The organism is Pseudomonas sp. UBA6323 (genome assembly GCF_002439135.1).
In the GTDB taxonomy this organism is placed as follows: domain Bacteria; phylum Pseudomonadota; class Gammaproteobacteria; order Pseudomonadales; family Pseudomonadaceae; genus Aquipseudomonas.
The window spans coordinates 29,645-48,625 of record NZ_DJSX01000010.1 but is presented as its reverse complement, the minus strand read 5'-3'; the positions used below and the strand labels follow the sequence as shown (position 1 = coordinate 48,625).

The 18,981-nt window shown below is 63.1% G+C and carries 18 protein-coding genes; 2 read left to right on the top strand and 16 right to left on the bottom strand.

All coding sequences use genetic code 11. From position 1 onward, the window contains the following. Positions 1 to 67: 67 nt before the first annotated feature. From B3P22_RS03005 to B3P22_RS02975, 7 genes are all read right to left on the bottom strand, one after another. Positions 68 to 745 (bottom strand): hypothetical protein, encoded by a 678-nt coding sequence (locus B3P22_RS03005; RefSeq protein ID WP_296269803.1) that lies wholly within the window; start codon positions 743 to 745, stop codon positions 68 to 70. After that, a complete protein-coding gene (locus B3P22_RS03000; RefSeq protein WP_197857274.1) occupies positions 742 to 1,314 on the bottom strand; it encodes an RNA polymerase sigma factor in 573 nt (190 codons plus the stop codon). Before B3P22_RS03000 ends, B3P22_RS03005 begins: the two co-directional genes overlap by 4 nt. Then, positions 1,311 to 3,011: a VWA domain-containing protein gene (locus B3P22_RS02995; RefSeq protein WP_296269802.1), complete on the bottom strand. Its 1,701-nt coding sequence runs from the start codon at positions 3,009 to 3,011 to the stop codon at positions 1,311 to 1,313. Before B3P22_RS02995 ends, B3P22_RS03000 begins: the two co-directional genes overlap by 4 nt. An 85-nt stretch (positions 3,012 to 3,096) precedes the next feature. After that, positions 3,097 to 4,542 (bottom strand): PLP-dependent aminotransferase family protein, encoded by a 1,446-nt coding sequence (locus tag B3P22_RS02990; protein ID WP_197857278.1) that lies wholly within the window; start codon positions 4,540 to 4,542, stop codon positions 3,097 to 3,099. A 181-nt stretch (positions 4,543 to 4,723) separates the two neighbouring features. Continuing rightward, positions 4,724 to 5,536, bottom strand: a complete 813-nt coding sequence (locus B3P22_RS02985) for an OmpA family protein (RefSeq protein ID WP_296269801.1) — start codon at positions 5,534 to 5,536, stop codon at positions 4,724 to 4,726. Continuing rightward, a complete protein-coding gene (locus tag B3P22_RS02980; protein ID WP_296269800.1) occupies positions 5,536 to 5,886 on the bottom strand; it encodes a DUF4398 domain-containing protein in 351 nt (116 codons plus the stop codon). The genes B3P22_RS02985 and B3P22_RS02980 overlap by 1 nt, the downstream gene beginning before the upstream one ends. Positions 5,887 to 5,898: 12 nt before the next feature. Then, the gene (locus tag B3P22_RS02975) at positions 5,899 to 6,732 is read right to left on the bottom strand and encodes a substrate-binding periplasmic protein (RefSeq protein ID WP_296269799.1); all 834 of its coding nucleotides are present in this window, start codon (positions 6,730 to 6,732) and stop codon (positions 5,899 to 5,901) included. 113 nt (positions 6,733 to 6,845) lie between these two features. On the opposite strand from B3P22_RS02975, the gene B3P22_RS02970 reads away from it, so the two are divergent. Then, complete coding sequence (locus tag B3P22_RS02970; RefSeq protein WP_296269798.1) at positions 6,846 to 7,772, top strand: alpha/beta fold hydrolase; 927 nt, start codon at positions 6,846 to 6,848, stop codon at positions 7,770 to 7,772. Between the two features lie 62 nt (positions 7,773 to 7,834). On the opposite strand, the gene B3P22_RS02965 is transcribed toward B3P22_RS02970, so the two are convergent. After that, on the bottom strand, positions 7,835 to 8,764 hold the full coding sequence (locus B3P22_RS02965) for an electron transfer flavoprotein subunit alpha/FixB family protein (protein ID WP_296269797.1): 930 nt from the start codon (positions 8,762 to 8,764) through the stop codon (positions 7,835 to 7,837). Continuing rightward, the gene (locus B3P22_RS02960) at positions 8,765 to 9,514 is read right to left on the bottom strand and encodes an electron transfer flavoprotein subunit beta/FixA family protein (RefSeq protein ID WP_197857284.1); all 750 of its coding nucleotides are present in this window, start codon (positions 9,512 to 9,514) and stop codon (positions 8,765 to 8,767) included. Positions 9,515 to 9,837: 323 nt separating this feature from the next. Between B3P22_RS02960 and B3P22_RS02955 the strand changes: the two genes are divergently transcribed. After that, positions 9,838 to 11,502 carry an electron transfer flavoprotein-ubiquinone oxidoreductase gene (locus B3P22_RS02955; protein WP_296269796.1) on the top strand — a complete coding sequence of 555 codons (1,665 nt, stop codon included), beginning with the start codon at positions 9,838 to 9,840 and terminating at the stop codon, positions 11,500 to 11,502. Positions 11,503 to 11,868: 366 nt separating this feature from the next. Here the strand turns inward: B3P22_RS02955 and B3P22_RS02950 are convergent, their stop codons facing one another. From B3P22_RS02950 to accD, 7 genes are all read right to left on the bottom strand, one after another. Continuing rightward, complete coding sequence (locus tag B3P22_RS02950) at positions 11,869 to 12,645, bottom strand: SDR family oxidoreductase (protein ID WP_296269795.1); 777 nt, start codon at positions 12,643 to 12,645, stop codon at positions 11,869 to 11,871. Next, a complete protein-coding gene (locus B3P22_RS02945) occupies positions 12,645 to 13,856 on the bottom strand; it encodes an O-succinylhomoserine sulfhydrylase (protein WP_296269794.1) in 1,212 nt (403 codons plus the stop codon). The genes B3P22_RS02950 and B3P22_RS02945 overlap by 1 nt, the downstream gene beginning before the upstream one ends. A gap of 112 nt (positions 13,857 to 13,968) precedes the next feature. Continuing rightward, complete coding sequence (gene purF, locus B3P22_RS02940) at positions 13,969 to 15,477, bottom strand: amidophosphoribosyltransferase (protein WP_197857292.1); 1,509 nt, start codon at positions 15,475 to 15,477, stop codon at positions 13,969 to 13,971. A gap of 75 nt (positions 15,478 to 15,552) precedes the next feature. Further along, positions 15,553 to 16,074, bottom strand: a complete 522-nt coding sequence (locus B3P22_RS02935) for a CvpA family protein (RefSeq protein WP_197857293.1) — start codon at positions 16,072 to 16,074, stop codon at positions 15,553 to 15,555. A gap of 85 nt (positions 16,075 to 16,159) precedes the next feature. Beyond that, on the bottom strand, positions 16,160 to 16,792 hold the full coding sequence (locus tag B3P22_RS02930; RefSeq protein ID WP_296269793.1) for an SPOR domain-containing protein: 633 nt from the start codon (positions 16,790 to 16,792) through the stop codon (positions 16,160 to 16,162). Between the two features lie 15 nt (positions 16,793 to 16,807). Further along, positions 16,808 to 18,085 carry a bifunctional tetrahydrofolate synthase/dihydrofolate synthase gene (gene folC, locus B3P22_RS02925; RefSeq protein WP_296269792.1) on the bottom strand — a complete coding sequence of 426 codons (1,278 nt, stop codon included), beginning with the start codon at positions 18,083 to 18,085 and terminating at the stop codon, positions 16,808 to 16,810. Further along, positions 18,082 to 18,966, bottom strand: a complete 885-nt coding sequence (accD, locus tag B3P22_RS02920) for an acetyl-CoA carboxylase, carboxyltransferase subunit beta (RefSeq protein WP_296269791.1) — start codon at positions 18,964 to 18,966, stop codon at positions 18,082 to 18,084. The genes folC and accD overlap by 4 nt, the downstream gene beginning before the upstream one ends. Between the last annotated feature and the right edge of the window lie 15 nt (positions 18,967 to 18,981).

The window sequence follows — 18,981 nt, the reverse complement described above, 5'->3', positions numbered from 1 at the left end:
ATAACGCGCCCATGCTCCTCCGCCTGGGCGCGCCTGACAAGTCGACTTACACGACTTACCCGGCAGTTCATTCAGCTAACGGCTCGTTAGCCAGATGATCGAGCTCGGCTTCGATATCCAGTAGCGGGTAGTCGGCCTGCAGTTGCTCCAGCAGCCGCTGCGCTTGCTCCTGCTCCCCAGCCCTGCGCAACTCCAGCAAACTCAGCAACGCCTCGCGCGGTTCGCTCTGAATCACCAGCTCAGCCATCGGAGCGATTGCAGCGGCGCTGGCCACCGGTGCCTCGGCCATATCGGCAGACGGCATCTGTCGTGCCATGGCCTGGCTACGCATACGCTCCTGCTGCGCCGCCATGGGAGCAGCCGCCTCCTGCTCTGCCGCACGTTTGGCCGCCATCGGAGCAGGTGCAGCCGGGCTCATCAGCACGCTGGGCGGGACTGCATCGAAGGTATCCGGCGCCCGCTCCAGCGTGCGCCAGGTCAGGCTGACGCCGATCCCCACGCAAGCCAACCCGGCCACGGCCACCGACCAGCGCTGGCGGCCACTGCCGAACAGCCATTGGTGCAGGCGCTGCATCCATCCCGCGTTGCCGCTGTCGATCTGGGCCTGCTGCGTTTCACGGGCAGTCGCACTGGCCGCCGCCAGGATACGCGCGTCCAGCTCGGCCGAGGGTTCGCCGCTGCCATGGGCACGGAAATGCGCCAACAGCGCCTGTTCGTGATCCAGCGGTTCTCGTTCATGGGTCATGCGGACAACTCCTCGGTGGCCAGCAGCCGGCGCAGTTTCTGCAGGGCATAGCGCAGACGGCTCTTGACCGTCTCGGCCGGCGTGCGGGTCAACTCGGCGATCTCGTTCAATTCCAGATCGCCATGGGCGCGCAGCAGGAACACCTCGCGCTGATCTTCCGGCAGGTCAGCGAGCGCCGCCTGCAGCCGCTCGCTGTCGCGACTAAGGCCCCACAACTGCTCCGGGCCCGGTTGCGGGTCGGCCTGGGCGTGCTGGCCTTCATCGTATTCGTCATGCCCAGCCTGATGACGGCCCGTCTTGCGCCAGTGGTCGATCAGGCGGTTGCGGGCGATCTGGTACAGCCAGGTCTTGAACAGCACCGTCTCGCGTTGCTCGCTCTGGCTGCGGATCAGGCTCATCCAGGTTTCCTGGAACACTTCCTCGGCCAGGGCATGATCGCCACACAGGCCGAGCAGAAAGCGAAACAGGCCCAGCCGATGGCGCTGGTAAAGCGCGTTGAAGGCCGTGGCATCGCCGCGGCGGTAACGCCGCAACAGAGCGGCGTCGTCATCCGTGAGAGGTGCGTTCACTGCTGAACTCTTACTGGTGTGGAGCCGGAAGTTTGCAGGCTCTGGGCAATTTCGGCCAGCTGGATGAATTCGCCGCGCAGGCCGAAGCGATCCTCACCCTTGGCCGAGCGCGCCAGTTCGATGCTCTGCGCCAGGTCGAATTCGCCCATATAGCGACCGTCCTTGAGTTGCTGGGCGAAGGCCGCGACCGCAGCGGCGAAACGCAGGTCCTCGCTGGCGGCGTTCATCGACTTGGCCTCGGCACGCGCGATGGGGCGTTCCAGCAGTCGACTGCTCACCTCCCCCGGCGTCTTGTAGCGAATCCGCAGCCAGGCCAGCTCGCGTGTCTCAAGCGCAGGCTGAGCGATGACCTGATAGCGCAGCGGCTCGAGCCAGCCCTTGCCACCAGCCGGGACGATCTCGTACAGCGCAGTGACGGTGTGCCCGGCACCGATATCACCGGCATCGACCTTGTCGTTGCTGAAATCCTCGCGCTTGAGCCCGCGGTTCTCGTAACCCAGCAAGCGGTACTCGCTGACTTCGCTCGGGTTGAATTCCAGCTGCAACTTCACGTCGCTGGCCACCGTGGCCAGGGTCGAGCCAAGCTGATCGACCAGTACCTTGCGCGCCTCGCGCAGGTTGTCGATATAGGCGTAGTTGCCATTGCCGGCATCGGCCAACTGCTCCATCAGGCGCTCGTTGTAGTTGTCCACGCCGAAACCCAGGGTGGTCAGCGAGACGCCGCTCTTGCGCTTGTCGGCGGCCAGTTGCTTGAGGCTGTCGAAGTCACTGATGCCGACGTTGAAGTCGCCGTCGGTGGCCAGCAGGATGCGGTTGATGCCGCCGTCGATCAGGTGCTTGCCGGCCTGCTGATAGGCCAGCTGGATGCCCGACTCGCCCGCCGTCGAACCACCCGCGCTGAGTTGATCGATGGCCGCACGGATCTTCGCCTTGTCGCTGCCGGGCGTGGAGTCCAGCACCACCTGGCTGTCACCGGCATAGGTGACCAGCGAGACACGATCCTGCGGGCGCAACTGATCGACCAGCAACTTCAGCGTGCCCTGTACCATCGGCAGGCCTTCGCGGCGATGCATCGAGCCGGATACGTCGACCAGGAACACCAGGTTGGCCGGTGGCAGCTCGTCCACGCTGCGATCCGAGGCCTTGATGGCGATGCGCAGCAGGCGCGTCTGCGGGTTCCACGGCGTCACCGCCAGCTCGGTGCTGACGCCGAACGGTACGTCGCCCTGCGGCAGCGGATAGGCATAGGGGAAGTAGTTGACCAGCTCTTCCAGGCGCACGGCGTCCTTTGGCGGCAGTTGCCCGCCATTGAGAAAGCGCCGCACGTTGGCGTAGCTGCCGGTATCGACGTCGATGCTGAAGGTGGATACCGGCGTTTCAGCGACAGCGAACACCGGGTTGTCGGCATAGGCCTGATACTGCTCGCGCGACTCGTCACGGTAGCCTGGCGGCAGGCCATCGGCGATGGGGGCCGGCGTATAGGCCAGGGTCGCCATGCGCTTGTGGCTGGCTTCGGCAGGCATCGCGGCCGCTGCAGGTGCAGGCAGTCGCTCACGTACGAGCGTCGGCGCCGGCTGCGAACTGGCCTGGGCTTCCGGCTCCGGGCCAGAAGCGCTGCAAGCGGCGAGCAGCAACAAGGTTCCAGCCGAGAAACCGACGGCGAACGGACGAACGAGCAACGCGCAATAAGCGGACATGGTGCATCTCCTGAGCAATGGCACGAGACCTTCGCTCAGGTAGACGCAGCACTGCGACGAATCGGGTTAAGCTAGAAGGATTATTTCAATCCTCCCAGGAGCCACCTGCCTCCTGGCACAGCTGTGTGGCCAGCATGCCCAGCGTCATCAGCGCCCTTTCCGCCTCGCGATTCCACGGGATGCCGCAGTTAAGGCGTACGCAGTGGTTGAACTGCTCGGTGTTGCTGAAGATCAGCCCCGGTGCGATTGAAATGCCCTGCTGCAACGCACGCACGTGCAGGTCCTTGGTGTTGACCCGTGCCGGCAGGCTGACCCAGAGGATGAAGCCGCCCTTGGGGCGGGTCATCTGCGTGCCGGCCGGGAAGTACTGCTGCACCGCCAGCTGGAAAGCGCTGAGGTTCTTGCGGTACTCCTGGCGGATATGCCGCAGATGGCGGTCGTACCCGCCATTCTCCAGATAGGCCGCCACCGCCATCTGGGTGACGCTGCACGCCGAATGGGTGGAGAAGGTCTGCAGGCGCTGAATCTCGTCCTGGTACTTGCCGGCCACGATCCAGCCGATGCGCACGCCCGGCGAAAGCGTCTTGGAGAAGCTTGAGCAATAGATCACCCGGCTGTCACGGTCATGCGATTTAAGCGCCTTGGTCGGCCCCTGTTCGAACATCAGCTCGCCGTAGATATCGTCTTCGACGATCTGGAAATCATAATCGCCGGCCAGGCGCAGCAACTGACGCTGACGCTCCTCGGGAATCGTACCGCCCAGTGGATTGGACAGCCGTGCAGTCAGCACCAGCGCCTTGATCGGCCACTGGTTGGCCGCCAGTTGCAGCGCTTCCAGGCTGATGCCGGTGGTGGGGTCACACGGGATCTCGATGACCTTGAGCCCCAGCAAGTCGGCCAGTTGCAGCAGACCGTAATAGGTCGGCGACTCCACTGCGATCAGGTCGCCCGGCTTGGTCAGCACGCGCAGGCTCATCTGCAACGCATCGACGCAGCCATGGGTGATCACCACTTCCGAGGGATCGACTACCACGCCGGCATCGCGCATGCGGATTGCCACCTGGCGGCGCAACGGCTCGAAGCCGGGGCTGAACATGTAGCTGAAGGCACGCGGGCTGTGAAAACGAGTGACCTTGGCCAGTTGCTGGTGCAGCGCGCGCACCGGCAGGTAATCGACATGCGGCACAGCTGCACCCAAAGGGAACACGCCCTCGCGACGCGACTCGGTGAGCACCTGGTTGATGATGCTGGCGCGGGTGACTAGGCCCGGCCGCTCGACCTTGGCGATATCGGGCGTCGGCGCGGTCAGCGCTGGCGTCTGGTGCACATAGAAGCCCGACTGCGGCCGCGCCCGGATCAGCCCCTGGTCCTCAAGATTGGCGTACGCCTGCAAAACCGTGGCGTGGCTGACATTGAGCTGCGCGCTCATCTTGCGCACCGAGGGCACACGCTCGCCCGGCTGGTAGACGCCACGGCGAATATCCTCGGCCAACTGCTGGGCGATGCGTTGATAGAGCAGCAGATTGGTCATGGCGAGATTCTCCGGGTCAATGGAGCATAACAGTAACCTATTGCTACACAATTGTACCGGCACAGATGCAATCTGTTTTTCTGATACGGCCAAGTCTGCGGGAAACGCGCCGCGTCGCCGCTATCTCCTATGCATAAAAAACCCCGGACGCGCCGGGGTTCTCAGGCTCTATGTCAGCGACTCAACGCTCTGCGCCAAGCTGACCTCGCTCGTCGGAGAAGACGATCTCCACCCGCCGATTCTGCGCCCGGCCGCGTGCCGAGGCGTTTTCTGCGACGGGAAAGTCCACGCCGTAACCGACCACCTGAATACGCTTGGCATCCACGCCCAGATCGACCAGCAGATCGGCCACAGCCTGCGCTCGCGCTCGTGAAAGCTCGAGGTTCTCTGCGGCGTCACCGGTATTGTCGGTATAGCCCTCGATACGCACACGCCGCTGCGGGTTGAGCTGCAGGAACTGCACGAGCTTGAGCACCGTGCGGTTGGCTGCCGGCTGCAGGTCGGCACGGCCGGCATCGAACAGCATGTCGCCCAGGGTCATCACCAGGCCGCGCTCGGTCTCGCTGGTGGCGAGGCTGACCATCTGCTCTTCCAGCCAGCCGTTGTGCTGTTGCACGCTGAGCAGCTTGGCTTCGCGCAACGTCAGCTGCAGGCGCTGACGCTCCAGCTCGAGCTTGGCAGCGCGCTCATGATTGAGGCTGATTTCGCTGTGTTGCCTGGCGATATCGGCATAGCGCTGGCTGAGATAGGCGTAATGACGTACATCATCGCCACTGCCCCAGTAGCTGGACAGCCGCTCGGCGCGCGCCAGTGACTCACCTGCGCGGATCACGTCCTTGGGCGCGGCGCGCAGGACATTGGGATCTTCCTTGACCGACTGGAAGCTCAGGCGCGCCTCTTCCAGCGCTTGCTCGCTTGCCGGCTGGTGGGCTGCACAACCATTTAGCAAGGCACCGGCCAACAACAGACCGCCGAGATAACCGAAAGCCTTCATCACATGGCTCCCAGTTGCTGGCGCAAACGGCCGATACGCTGGTTGAGCTCGGTCAGCTGCTCGCGGCCCTTGCCGTTGAGATGCTCGGCCTCGGCCAGGCGCGCATCGAGCTCGGCCTGCTCGGCCAGTTGGCGTGCCTGCTTGTTTTCACCGTCCTGTATGGCTGCCTGGGCCTGGGCGAACTTGTCTTCGGCCTGGCGCAAGGACGCGGACTGCTCGCTGGCTACGCCCAGGGATTTGGTCTGTGCCAGGGCCTGCTCGGTCAGACGCAACTGCTCGGTGGGCGCAGGATCGCTTGCGCAAGCCGCCAGGCCCAGCGCCAGCAGCACGGGAAGAGTTCGATTGATCACTAAAAAAATTTCCTACTGAGTCACGTCGCCGACCGGATCGGGCTGCATCTGCTGCGCCTTCCACAGTTCCAGATTGCTTTTCAGGTACTGCTCAGGCAGCCCGGCGGCGACCATTTCTGTCATCTTCCGCGCCAGCTGACCACGCAGCCAGGGCTCGTTGCATGCCGAATTATGCGAAAGGGTAAGGTAAAGACCCTCGCTGGAGATCGGCGGGTCCAGCACCTCGAGATCATCTTCCATGCCCAGCGTCTCGGCGAGCGCCAAGCCAGGGTAGCGCTCGTAGAGCACGTAATCGGTGCGGCCGAGCAGCAACTTCTGGAACGCCTGGGTCAGACTGGATACGCCCTCGAGCGTCAGGTTCTGCTTGGCAAAGTTATCGAACTGCTGACCGAAGCTATTGCCCACCAGGGTGTCGCCAGTGTGCCCCTGCAGGTCGATCCAGCTGCCATAGGGGAAGGCCTCGCCCTTGCGCACCCAGACCACGCTCGGAGTGAAGAAGAATGCAGGGTGTACGTAGTCCATGTGCTCGAGGCGCGGCAGCGTCAGGAACGCGCCCGCAAGCAGATCGACACGGCCGGTACGCACTTCGTCCTGCGCGCGCGACCAGGGCCCGGTATGGATCACGTCGATCACCACACCCAGCTCTTTGCCCAGATGCTTGAGCATATCGGCATTGGCGCCGATCAACTGTTGCGGATTCTGCGGATCGCGCCAGAGATAAGGCGGGTATTCGGGGTTGCCGGTCGCCACCAGGCGTTCGCATTTACCTGCGGCCAGGGCGGCGCCGGGCATCACGGCCAGTGCGCACCACAGCAGCAGCGACTTAAACAGACCACGCTCAGGCATTGGCGACTCTCGATTGTGCGTTGATCGGCAGGAGGGTCTCAGCCGCCCCGTAATCTTCTGCGTTCATGCTAGCTTAGTGGCGCCGCCATAATAATTCGCGATAAGGACGCGCCATGAAAAAACTGCTGCTCGCACTGCTGCTTCTACTGTCGGGAAGCGCAGCCATGCTGTACTTCTTTCCAGCGACCCAATTGGCCGGCCTGCGCCTGATCGAACAGTACCGCGCCGGGCTCAGTCACGAGCAGCTAGCTGTGCACAATCTTAACATCCATTACTACCAGGGAGGACCGGCGAGCGGCGAAACCCTGGTGCTGCTCCACGGCTTCGCCGCGGACAAGGATAACTGGCTGCGTTTCTCCCGCCACCTGACCCAGGACTATCGCGTCATCGCCCTTGACCTGCCCGGCTTCGGCGACAGCGACCTGCCACCTGGCAGCTATGATGTCGGCACCCAGGCCGAACGTCTGGCGGACATCCTCGATGCCATGGGCATCCAGCAGGCACACGTGCTGGGCAACTCGATGGGCGGACATATCGCCGCACTCTTCGCGGCGCGCTACCCGGATCGCGTGCGCTCGCTGGCGCTGTTCGCCAACGCCGGGATCGACAGCCCGCACAAGAGCGAGCTGTATCGCCTGCTGACACATGGCGAAGCCAACCCACTGGTGGTCGCGCAGCCGCAGGACTTCGAGAAATTGCTGCAGTTCGTTTTCGTCGCGCCGCCCTATCTACCGCAATCGCTCAAGCGTTATCTGGGCGAGCGTTCCATGGCCAAGGCCCCGCACTACGAGATGGTCTTCAAGCAACTCGTCGAACGCAATGTCCCGCTGGAGCCTGAGCTGAAAAAAATCCAGGCGCCCACCTTGCTGCTCTGGGGCAAGCAGGATCGTGTGCTGGACGTGTCCAGCATCGAAGTCATGCAGCCGCTGCTGCGCAAATCCAGCGTGGTGATCATGGATAACCTCGGTCACGCACCGATGCTTGAACGCCCCGAAGAAAGTGCCCTGCTCTACCGGCGTTTTCTACAAAGTCTGAAGTGACAATATGCTGGCAATAAAAAACCCGCTCACCAGAGCGGGTTTTTCGTAGCAGGAAAAGCGGCTTAGACCGACTTCTCCAACTCCGGTACGGCTTCGAACAGATCGGCAACCAGACCATAGTCGGCAACCTGGAAGATCGGCGCCTCTTCGTCCTTGTTGATCGCAACGATCACCTTGGAGTCCTTCATACCGGCCAGGTGCTGGATCGCACCGGAGATGCCAACGGCGATGTACAGCTGCGGCGCGACGATCTTGCCGGTCTGGCCGACCTGCATGTCGTTCGGTACGAAGCCGGCATCGACCGCAGCGCGGGAAGCGCCGACGGCAGCGCCGAGCTTGTCGGCCAGGGAGTACAGGTGCTTGAAGTTGTCGCCATTGCCCATGCCACGGCCGCCGGAAACAACGATCTTGGCAGCGGTCAGTTCTGGACGGTCGGACTTGGCCAGCTCTTCGCCGACGAAGGCGGACTTGCCGGCATCGGCCGGGCCGGAAACGGCTTCAACAGTAGCGGAACCACCCTCGGCAGCAGCGGCATCGAAACCGGTGCTACGTACGGTGATCACCTTGATGGCAGCCGAGGACTGCACGGTAGCGATGGCGTTACCAGCGTAGATCGGACGCTTGAAGGTGTCGGCGCTCTCGACGGCGATGATTTCGGAGATCTGGTCGACGTCCAGGGCAGCGGCGACGCGCGGCAGGATGTTCTTGCCGTTGCTGGTGGCGGCAGCCAGGATGTGGCTGTAACCCTTGCCCAGCTCGGCTACCAGCGGCGCGACGTTCTCCGGCAACTGGTTGGCATAGGCGGCGTTGTCGGCAACCAGGACCTTGGCCACGCCAGCGATCTTGGCGGCAGCTTCGGCAGCAGCGCCAGCGTTGGCGCCGGCCACCAGAACGTGAATGTCGCCACCAATCTTCTGCGCGGCAGCAACGGTGTTCAGGGTAGCGGCAGCCAGAGCGGCATTGGTGTGTTCAGCGATAACCAGGATAGTCATTTAGATTACCTTCGCCTCGTTCTTCAGTTTCTCGACCAGTTCAGCCACGGACTTGACCTTGATGCCGGCACTGCGGGCAGCCGGTGCTTCGACTTTCAGGGTCTTGACGGTGGAGGCAGTGGAAACGCCCAGTGCGTCCGGAGTCAGAGTCTCCAGCGGCTTCTTCTTGGCCTTCATGATGTTCGGCAGCGACGCGTAGCGCGGCTCGTTCAGGCGCAGGTCGGTGGTGACGATCGCCGGCAGGTTCAGCGCAACGGTCTGCAGACCGCCATCGATCTCACGGGTGACATTGACCTTGTCGCCAGCCACTTCGACCTTGGAGGCGAAGGTGCCCTGGCCGAAGCCAGTCAGCGCGCCCAGCATCTGGCCGGTCTGGTTGTTGTCGCTGTCGATGGCCTGCTTGCCCATGATCACCAGCTGCGGCTGCTCCTTGTCGACCACAGCCTTGAGCAGCTTGGCCACGGCCAGGGAGTTCAGCTCGTCATTGGACTCGACCAGGATGGCACGGTCGGCGCCGAGGGCCAGCGCGGTGCGCAGTTGCTCCTGAGCGGTAGCCGGACCGATGGTGACGACGACGATTTCGCTCGCCACGCCCTTCTCCTTCAGGCGTACGGCTTCTTCCACGGCGATTTCGCAGAAGGGGTTCATGGACATCTTGACGTTGGCGAGGTCGACGCCGCTGTTGTCCGCCTTGACGCGAACCTTGACGTTGTAGTCAACCACTCGTTTGACAGCTACAAGAACCTTCATGGATTCCTCGTTACTCTCCGGTGAATAAGAATGTCGCCCAGGCGAGCCTGGCCAGTGATGCAAAATCGGCCGCAACCAACCTTTCAGCTCAGACGGCGAGCGCAAAACCGCCCGTATCTTGACCCCGCGGCCTGGCCTGGTCAATACAGCGAACTGGCCGGTCATCCGCGATGTAGTACGATTCTAGCAGGCCTACAGAAAATTCAAACAAACGTTTGTATTGGCCCGTCGAGAGGGTGTAGATATAATGCCCACGCCGTGCCTAGGGAGCGAGTCGCGCCCTCCCCTATAAACATCGAAGAGCCTTGAGTAGGAGATAGCCTGTGGAACGCGAATTTATGGAGTTCGACGTCGTCATCGTCGGCGCCGGCCCATCCGGACTGTCCGCCGCCTGCCGACTGAAGCAGAAAGCCGCTGAAGCGGGCCAGGAGATCAGCGTCTGCGTGGTCGAAAAAGGCTCCGAAGTTGGCGCTCACATCCTCTCCGGTGCGGTATTCGAGCCGCGCGCCCTGAACGAACTCTTCCCCGACTGGAAAGAACTTGGCGCCCCGCTGAATACCCCGGTGAAGCGCGATGACATCTATCTGCTGCGCGACGCCGACAAGGCTACCCGAATTCCTGACTTCTTTGTGCCGAAAACCATGCACAACGAAGGCAATTACATCATTTCCCTGGGCAACCTGTGCCGCTGGCTGGCCCAGCAGGCCGAAAACCTGGGCGTGGAGATCTACCCGGGCTTCGCTGCTCAGGAAGCGCTGATCGACGAGAATGGCGTGGTGCGCGGCATCGTCACCGGTGACCTGGGCGTCGACCGCGAAGGCAATCCCAAGGAGGGCTACTACACCCCCGGCATGGAACTGCGCGCCAAGTACACCCTGTTCGCCGAAGGCTGCCGCGGCCACATCGGCAAGCAGCTGATCAAGAAGTACAACCTCGACAGCGAAGCCGATGCCCAGCATTACGGCATCGGCATCAAGGAAATCTGGGACATCGACCCGTCCAAACATGAGCAGGGCCTTGTGGTACACACCGCCGGTTGGCCGATGGACATCATGGGTACCGAGAACACCGGTGGCTCCTTCCTCTATCACCTGGAAAACAACCAGGTGGTGGTGGGTCTGATCATCGACCTGTCCTACGCCAACCCGCACCTCTCGCCGTTCGACGAGTTCCAGCGCTACAAGCACCACCCGGTAGTCGCGCAGTACCTGGAAGGCGGCAAGCGCGTTTCCTATGGCGCCCGCGCCATCTGCAAGGGCGGCATCAACTCGCTGCCGAAGATGGTCTTCCCGGGTGGCGCGCTGATCGGCTGCGACCTCGGCACCCTGAACTTCGCCAAGATCAAGGGCAGCCACACCGCGATGAAATCCGGCATGCTGGCGGCCGACGCCATCGCCGAAGCCCTGGCTGCAGGCCGTGACGGCGGCGACGAGCTGACCAACTATGTCGATGGCTTCAAGGCCAGCTGGCTGTACGACGAACTGTTCCGCAGCCGCAACTTCGGCGCGGCCATCCACAAATACGGCGCCATCGTTGGCGGCGGCATCAACTGGCTGGACCAGAACATCTTCGGCGGCAAGGCGCCCTTCACCCTGCACGACAACAAGCCGGACTACGCCTGCCTGAAGCCTGCAGCCGAGTGCGCGAAGATCGCCTACCCGAAACCGGACGGCAAACTGAGCTTCGACAAGCTCTCCTCAGTGTTCCTCTCCAACACCAACCATGAAGAAGAACAGCCCTGCCACCTTAAGCTGGCCGACCCGAGCATCCCGATCGAGAAGAACCTGCCACTGTACGACGAACCGGCGCAGCGCTACTGCCCGGCCGGCGTGTACGAAGTGGTAACGCAGGAAGACGGCGCGAAGAAGTTCCAGATCAACGCGCAGAACTGCGTGCACTGCAAGACCTGCGACATCAAGGACCCGGCCCAGAACATCACCTGGGTTGCACCGGAAGGCACTGGCGGCCCGAATTACCCCAACATGTAATTCGCGTCCGGCGTGAAAAAGGCTCCCTCGGGAGCCTTTTTTATTATCTGCAGGTGCTTGGGTGGGAACGGGCTTGTCCGCGAACCTGCGCGTAAAACTTCGCGGACAAGTCCGCTCCCACAGCGCTCGCTTCTGCGCGCTGTCAGTCCTGATAGCTGATCTTGCGGCTCATGGCACCACCGATGGCTGAGTGGTACCGGAAGGCAGTGGCAGGCCAATTAGCCCAACATGTGACGCAACGAAGAGTTCCCACCGGAGCCCTTGTTCGCCAGCTGCAGTTGCTTGCGTGGGAGCGGACTTGTCCGCGAACTGCGCGTAAAAGCTCGCGGACAAGTCCGCTCCCACAGAGCTCGCTTCTATACGCTGTCAGTCCTGATAGATCATCTTGCGACTCATGCCGCCGTCGATGACGAACTCCTGTCCAGTGACGAAGCCGGCCGCATCGGACAGCAACCAGGCGACCTGAGCTGCCACATCCTCCACCGTGCCAACGCGGCCGACCGGATGCTGCGCATGATCGAATACCGATAGCGGCTCCAGCCGCTGCTGCGATGGGTCACGGGCATCGATCCAGCCCGGGCTGACGCAATTGACGCGAACTTCGGGGCCGAGACTGATGGATAACGCATGGGTCAGTGCGACCAGCCCACCCTTGCTCGCGGCATAGGCCTCGCAATCGGCCTCGGACTGGCTGGCGCGGGTCGAGGCGATGTTGACGATGGCGCCACGGTGCCCGCGCAGATACGGCGCACAGTGCTTGGCCAGCAGCATGGCGCCAGTCAGGTTGACCGCCAGCATGCGATTCCAGCGCTTGAGATCGAGCGACTCCAGCGGCGGTGTATGAGGGTCGGCAATAGCCGCGTTACACACCAGCGCATCGAGACGACCGAACTGGCCAAGAATCTCGGCAACGCCGACACTGACCTGATCCTCCTTGGCCACGTCCATGGCAACGAACCAGGCGTTGTCGCCCAGCACACGTGCCACCTTCGAGCCGCGCTCGCGATCGACGTCGGCCAACACCACCTGCCAGCCCTCGGTGATCAGCCAGGCACTGATACCCAGACCGATACCACGCGCGGCGCCGGTGACCAGCGCGACACGCCCATTGTTGGGCGCATCGTCACTCCCCCACTCCAGCATCAGAGCGCGGCCAGGCCGCGTGCCAGATCTGCCTTCAGGTCTTCCAACTCTTCCAGCCCCACCGCAACGCGGATCAGACTGTCGCTGATGCCGGCATTGGCACGCTCCTGCGGCGTCAGGCGACCATGCGAAGTAGTGGCCGGGTGGGCGATGGTGGTCTTGGTGTCGCCGAGGTTGGTGGTGATGGAGATGACGCGCGTGGCATCGATGACCTTCCACGCCGCGTCGCGACCACCCTTGGCCTCGAAGCTGACCACCGCACCGAAGGCACTCTGCTGCTTCTTCGCCAGCTCATGCTGCGGATGGCTCGGCAGACCGGCGTAGTACACGCGTTCGACCTGCGGCTGTTGCTCCAGCCACAGCGCCAGTTGCAGGGCACTCTCGCTCTGCGCGCGCATACGAATACGCAGGGTTTCCAGGCCCTTGACGAACATCCAGGCGTTGAACGGGCTGAGGGTCGGCCCGGCGGTACGCAGGAAACCCACCACTTCCTTCATAAGCTCGCTGCGGCCGGCGACCACGCCACCCAGGCCACGGCCCTGGCCGTCGATGTACTTGGTCGCCGAGTGCATGACGATATCGGCTCCGAGTTTCAGCGGTTGCTGCAGCGCCGGCGTGCAGAAGCAGTTGTCCACCGCCAGCAACGCGCCCCGTGAGTGAGCGATCTCGGCCAGCGCGGCGATATCCACCAGCTCGGCCAGCGGATTGGACGGCGACTCGACGAACAGCAGCTTGGTGTTGGGCTTGAACGCACCCTGCCAGGCATCCAGATCGGCCAGCGGCACGTAATCCACCTCGATGCCGAAGCGCTTGAGGTACTTCTCGAAAAGACTGATGGTCGAACCGAACACGCTGCGCGACACCAGCACGTGGTCGCCGCCGCTGCACAGGCTCATGACGATGGCGAGGATGGCCGACATGCCGGACGCGGTGGCCACCGCCTGCTCGGCGCCTTCCAGCGCCGCGATGCGCTCCTCGAAAGTGCGCACGGTAGGGTTGGTGTAACGCGAGTAAACGTTACCCGGCACTTCACCGGCAAAACGCGCGGCCGCATCGGCGGCGGTACGGAACACGTAGCTGGAGGTCAGATACAAGGCCTCGCCGTGCTCACCCTCCGGCGAACGGCGCTGACCGGCGCGCACCGCCAGGGTGTCGAAGCCAACACCATCCAGATCGCTGTCGAGCCGACCCGCTTCCCATTCCAGTGTCATCTTTCTACCTCACGAATAAGTAGCCCGGATGCAATCCGGGAACTTCAATACGACATTCCCCCGGATTGCATCCGGGCTACAAACCAAGGGCAGGATTCCCCTGCTCCGCGCATCAATTGTTGTGCAGATCGATGATCGCGCTGACCGCCTGCGACTTGGCCTTGCTGGCGTCGTTGCGCGCCTGCTCGATGCGGTCCAGGTAGGCCTCATCGACGTCGCCGGTCACATACTTGCCATCGAAAACCGCACAGTCAAAGTTGTCGATCTTGATCTTCTTGCTGCCGCTGACCGCTTCGATCAGGTCCGGCAGATCCTGGTAGATCAGCCAGTCTGCGCCGATCAGCTCGCACACCTGCTCGGTGCTGCGACCATGGGCGATCAGCTCATGGGCGCTGGGCATGTCGATACCGTACACGTTCGGGTAGCGCACCGCCGGTGCTGCCGAGCAGAAGTAGACGTTCTTCGCCCCGGCCTCGCGGGCCATCTGGATGATCTGCTTGCAGGTGGTGCCACGCACGATGGAGTCGTCGACCAGCATCACGTTCTTGCCGCGGAACTCCAGTTCGATGGCATTGAGCTTCTGCCGCACGGATTTCTTGCGCGCTGCCTGGCCGGGCATGATGAAGGTACGACCGATGTAGCGGTTCTTGACGAAGCCTTCGCGGAATTTCACGCCCAGGCGGTTGGCCAGCTCCAGCGCAGCGGTACGACTGGTGTCGGGGATCGGGATGACCACGTCGATATCATGCTCCGGACGCTCGCGGAGAATCTTGTCGGCCAGCTTCTCGCCCATGCGCAGGCGTGCCTTGTATACCGAGATGCCGTCCATGATCGAGTCCGGACGCGCCAGATAGACGTGCTCGAAGATGCACGGCGCGTATTTCGGATTGGCCGCGCACTGACGGGTGAACAACTGGCCTTCCTCGGTGATGTACACCGCTTCGCCCGGCGCCAGGTCGCGGATCAGGGTGAAGCCGAGCACGTCCAGCGACACGCTTTCCGAGGCGATCATGTACTCCACGCCTTCGTCGGTGTGGCGCTGGCCGAAGACAATCGGGCGAATGCCATTGGGGTCGCGGAAGCCGACGATGCCGTAGCCGGTGATCATCGCCACCACGGCGTAGCCGCCCAGGCAGCGCTCGTGCACGTGGGTGACGGCGGCGAACACGTCTTCCTCGGTTGGCTGCAGCTTGCCCCGCTGGGCCAGCTCGTGGGCGAATACGTTGAGCAGCACTTCCGAGTCGGAGTTGGTGTTCACGTGGCGCAGGTCGGACTCGTAGATTTCCTTGGCCAACTGCTCGACGTTGGTCAGGTTGCCGTTGTGCGCCAGGGTGATGCCATACGGCGAGTTGACATAGAACGGCTGCGCTTCGGCCGAACTGGAACTACCAGCCGTCGGGTAGCGCACGTGACCGATGCCCATATGGCCGACCAGACGCTGCATGTGGCGCTGCTGGAAGACATCGCGCACCAGGCCGTTGTCCTTGCGCAGGAACAGGCGGCCATCATGGCTGGTGACAATACCGGCAGCATCCTGGCCGCGGTGCTGGAGGACGGTCAGCCCGTCATACAGCGCCTGATTGACGTTCGATTTACCGACGATACCGACGATGCCACACATGTGCCACGACCCCTGCTAAATAATTCAGGCTAGTTCAGCGACCGGCGCAGCGGTTGGTCCGCGCCGACCACTCTTTTAAAGCAGATCGACTGGGTTAGCCGAACCACCGGTAAACCACTGCTCGGACCACCCCAGAATGAGGTTCTTCGACCAGTCGGCAACCATCAGAAAATGCGGCACCAGTTGCGACTGCTGCCACCACGAATCCTGCTCCACCGGTGCCAGGCTGATCAGCCCGACCAGCAGCACGACCAGCAAGCCTCCACGCGCGGCGCCGAATACCATGCCGAGAAAACGGTCGGTACCGGACAGGCCTGTCACGCGGATCAGCTCACCGATCAGGAAATTGACCAGCGCGCCCACCAGCAAGGTGGCAACGAAGAGAATGGCACAGGCGGCGATCACCCGTGCCGAGGGTGTTTCGATGAATTCGACGAGATGCTGGGCCAATGCGCCACCGAACATCCAGGCGACCACACCTGCGATGATCCAGGTCAGCAGCGACAGGGCTTCCTTGACGAAGCCGCGCTTGAGACTGATCAGACTAGAAATGGCGATGACGGCGATGATCGCCCAATCGACCCAGGTGAATACCACGGTGCGGCCTACCAGCGGAAAAGGCGGAGCATTTTAGCAGAGCCCGGCGAATCGGGTAACCGGGCGTTGCATATCAACGATGGGCTCAACCGGCCTCAGGCTGGAAACGCACGACAAAACCGCTGAGCTTGTGCTGGCGATTGAGCTGGTCGCGCAGGCGCTCGGCCTCGGCACGCTCGATCAACGGACCGACGAACACGCGATTCATGCCATCGAAGGTGCGGATATAGGCGTTGTAGCCCTGGCTGCGCAGCGTTTTCTGCAGGTTCTCTGCCCCACCGCGACTGGACAGACTGGCCAGCTGCACCGACCAGCTGATCGGCAGACTGTTGGCGTCCAGGCGCCCTTCAGGCTTGGCCGGAGCCGTGGTGACGGCCTGCTCGGTCTTGGCAGGCTCGGTCCTGGCCGGCTCGGGTTTACTCGGCTCGGCAGCAGGAGGCGGGGTCTGCTTGGGCTGCTCCGGCACCTCGACGATCTGCGGCTCAACCTCCTCGACCGGCACAGGTTCCTGCGGCAACTGCTCGGGCTCGACGACCTCGGCAGGCTCGACCACGATCTCGGCAGCCTCCGGCGCCTGCGGCATCGCCGGAGCCTCTACCACCACGCGACGCATCTCGTCTTCGCGCGACAGCAGCATCGGCAGGAAGATCACCGCCAGCGCCACCAGCACCAGCGCACCGACCATGCGCTGCTTGAGCCCCTTGTCCAGCATTGCCATCCCCCAATCCCCTTATCAAGCCGGGCGGGCCAGCCATTCCAGGGCCTCGGCCACGCAGAAAAACGATCCGAACAACAGTATCTCGTCACCATCTGCCGCCTGCTCGCACTGTGCCTCGAGCGCAGCACGCACATTCGGATATTGCCCCACCGCCGCGCCCTGTGCCTGCAGATGCCCGGCCAGTTCACCGGCTGAACGCGAACGCGGCGTATCGAGCGGCGCCACCGCCCAGGTGGAAACCAGGCTCAAGAGCGGCGCGACCACACCCGGCAAATCCTTGTCGGCCAACAGGGCAAACACGGCCCGGCGCTTTCCGTTCGGCGGGCGGCTTTCCAGGCGCTGCGCCAGATAATCGGCCGCATGGGGATTATGCCCAACATCGAGCAACAGTGTGAGTGACTTGCCTCGCCAGTCCAGCGCGCGGCGATCCAGCCGCCCGGTGACTCGCGTGGCCAGCAACGCCTGAGCAATCTGCTGCTGATCCCAGGGCAGCGGCAGAAGCGCGCAGGCCTGTAACGCCAGCGCGGCGTTTTCCATGGGCAAATCGAGAACTGGCAACTGCTCCAGGCGCAGCACCTGGCCCTGCGCGTCGAGGCCATACCAGGACCAAGCCTGCGCCTTGACGCTCAGGTCATAGTCACGGCCGCGCAGGAACAGCGGCGCATCCAGGGTCGCGACTTGCTGCAGCAAAGGCAGCGGAGGATCCAGATCACCGCACAAGGCAGGCTTGCCGGCACGCATGATGCCGGCTTTTTCGAAGGCCACCGACTCACGGGTATCACCGAGCCAGTCGGCGTGATCCAGACCAATGCTGGTGATCAGGGCCAGATCGGCATCCACCAGATTGACCGCATCCAGACGCCCGCCCAGGCCGACTTCGAGCACCACGGCATCCAGCCCGGCCCGCTCGAACAGCCAGAAGGCTGCCAGCGTGCCCATCTCGAAGTAGGTCAGCGATATTTCGCCACGCGCGGATTCGACCGCCGCGAAGGCCTGGCATAAGGCCTCGTCGCTTACCTCACGACCATCGATGAGCACACGCTCGTTGTAACGCAGCAAATGGGGCGAGCTGTAGACACCGACACGCTGCCCCTGAGCACTGATCAGGCTGGCGAGAAAGGCGCAGGTAGAGCCCTTGCCATTGGTACCGGTGACGGTAACCACCAATGGCGCCGGCTTGCCCAGGCCGAGCCGGCGCGCCACCTCGCGCGAGCGCTCCAGACCCATGTCGATGGCCGAGGGATGCAACTGCTCGAGGTAGGCGAGCCACTCGCCCAGGCTACGTTCGGTCATGCAGTGGCCGGCAGGGAAACCGGGGAAGGACGATTCATCATCTGCGCCAACAGGCGCGCCAGACGCGGACGCAGCTCGTCGCGCGGAATGATCATATCGATGGCACCGTGTTCGAGCAGGAACTCGCTGCGCTGGAAGCCTTCCGGCAGCTTTTCGCGTACGGTCTGCTCGATTACGCGCGGGCCGGCGAAGCCGATCAGCGCCTTGGGCTCGGCCACGATCACATCACCGAGCATCGCCAGGCTGGCCGATACACCGCCGTAGACCGGGTCAGTCAATACGGAGATGAACGGCAAGCCCTCTTCACGCAGACGCGCCAGCGCAGCGGAGGTCTTGGCCATCTGCATCAGCGAGATCAGCGCCTCCTGCATGCGCGCGCCGCCGGAGGCGGAGAAGCACACCAGCGGGCAGCGCTTTTCCAGCGCGACGTTGGCCGCCTGGACGAAACGCTCGCCGACGACGGCACCCATGGAACCGCCCATAAAGGAGAACTCGAACGCGCAAACGGCGATCGGCATGCCTTCGAGGGTGCCGCTCATGGAGATCAGCGCATCCTTCTCGCCGGTCTGCTTCTGCGCAGCGGTAAAGCGATCCTTGTACTTCTTGCTGTCGCGGAACTTCAGACGGTCCACCGGCTCCAGGTCAACGCCGATCTCTTCGCGGCCGTCGGCATCGAGGAAGATATCGAGACGCGCGCGCGCGCCGATGCGCATGTGATGGTTGCACTTGGGGCAGACGTCGAGGGTCTTTTCCAGCTCGGGACGATAAAGCACGGCATCACAGGACGGACATTTGTGCCACAGGCCCTCGGGCACAGAGCTCTTCTTCACCTCGGAACGCATGATCGAGGGAATGAGTTTGTCTACCAACCAGTTGCTCATGCTGTCATTTCTCCA